Here is a 1,435-nt window from a genome sequence, read left to right as displayed (position 1 = left end):
CACGCGCCCCGCGGGCGGTCGCGTGACCGCCCACGGCGCCGCCGCGCGCCGATGTCGACGCGCCCGGCCCACCTCGCCCGGCCGCGTGCCCCGCAGCCCGCTCACGCAGCGGCACCCGCACGCGGCGCCCCCTCCCGTCCGCTCCTCCCCGCGCCGTCGCGTCGTCACGCCGACGACGCCCGCACGCGGGCCCCCTGCTCCCGGAGACCCCTCATGACCCGACCCCACCCCGCCGTCGTCGTCGCGCTCGTCGGCAACCCCCGCCCCGGCTCGCGCACGCTCGGCGCCGCGACCGCCCTCGCCCGCACGCTCGCCGGCCACCTCGGCGCGGGCGCCGACCCCGCCGTCGTCGACCTCGCCGCGCACGCGCCCGGGCTGCACGCGCAGCCCCGCCCGGCCGACGTCGACGCCGCGCTCGCGACCGTCGCCGGTGCTGACGTGCTCGTCGTCGCGACCCCCGTCTACAAGGCGTCGTTCACGGGGCTGCTCAAGTCGTTCCTCGACCTCTACGGGCCCGACGCGCTCACCGGCGTCGTCGCCGTGCCGCTCGTCGTCTCGGCCACGCCCGCGCACACGCTCGTCGGCGAGGTGCACCTGCGGCCCGTGCTCGTCGAGCTCGGCGCGACCGTCCCGACACGCACGCTCAGCGTCCTGGACGCCGACCTCGCGGACCTGGGCCCCGCGGTCGCACGCTGGTGGGAACGGGCCGAGCGGCCGCTGCGCCGGGCGCTCGGCGCACCCGGTGCGTCCGAGGCGCCGACGCCGGCCTCGCCGACCGCCTCGCAGGCCACCCGCCAGGCCACCCCCGCGCCGGCGGTCGTGCGATGAGCACCAGCACGCCGGACCTGCGCCACCTCGAGCGCGCGCTGGCCGACCACGACGAGCCCGCGCTCACGGCCGACGAGTACAAGCAGGTGTTCCGTCGGCACGCCGCGGGCGTCGCCGTCGTGACGCTCCGCGACGGCGACGCGCACGTCGGCTTCACCGCGACGTCCGTCATCTCGGTGTCGGCCGCTCCCCCGCTGCTCGCGTTCTCGCTCGCGTCCGGGTCGTCGTCCTGGCCCGCCCTGTCACGTGCGTCGACGGTCGCGGTGTCGTTCCTCGCCGAGGGCCAGGAGGACGTGTCGACGCGGTTCGCGACGTCGGGCGTCGACCGGTTCGCCGACGGCGGCTGGACCGCGCTGCCCACGGGCGAGGCCGTGGTCGACGGCGCGCTCGCGTGGGTGCGGGCGCGGGTGGTCCAGCGCACGCCCGTCGGCGACAGCTACCTGGTGTCGCTGCGCGCGCTCGCGCACGGCGTGACCGACGCGCAGCCCCTCGTCTACCGCGACCGCGCCTACCACCGCCTCGTCCCCCCGACCTGACCCCACCCCACCGCCCCGCGAGAGGTCGATCCAGTCCCCACCCCACCCCGCGAGAGGTCGATCCAGTCGCA

General features: G+C 78.3%; 2 protein-coding genes. Both read left to right on the top strand.

Annotated features, from left to right (window positions below):
• Positions 1 to 213 precede the first annotated feature (213 nt).
• Positions 214 to 828, top strand: a complete 615-nt coding sequence (locus CS2_RS18255) for an NADPH-dependent FMN reductase (RefSeq protein WP_082740361.1) — start codon at positions 214 to 216, stop codon at positions 826 to 828.
• Entirely contained in the window at positions 825 to 1,364 is a 540-nt protein-coding gene (locus CS2_RS18250; protein ID WP_070321022.1) for a flavin reductase family protein, read from the top strand. The genes CS2_RS18255 and CS2_RS18250 overlap by 4 nt, the downstream gene beginning before the upstream one ends.
• Positions 1,365 to 1,435: the final 71 nt, after the last annotated feature.

Source organism: Cellulomonas iranensis NBRC 101100 = JCM 18110, from assembly GCF_001552375.1.
Classification (GTDB): domain Bacteria; phylum Actinomycetota; class Actinomycetes; order Actinomycetales; family Cellulomonadaceae; genus Cellulomonas; species Cellulomonas iranensis.
This window is presented reverse-complemented; position numbering and strand designations above follow the sequence as displayed.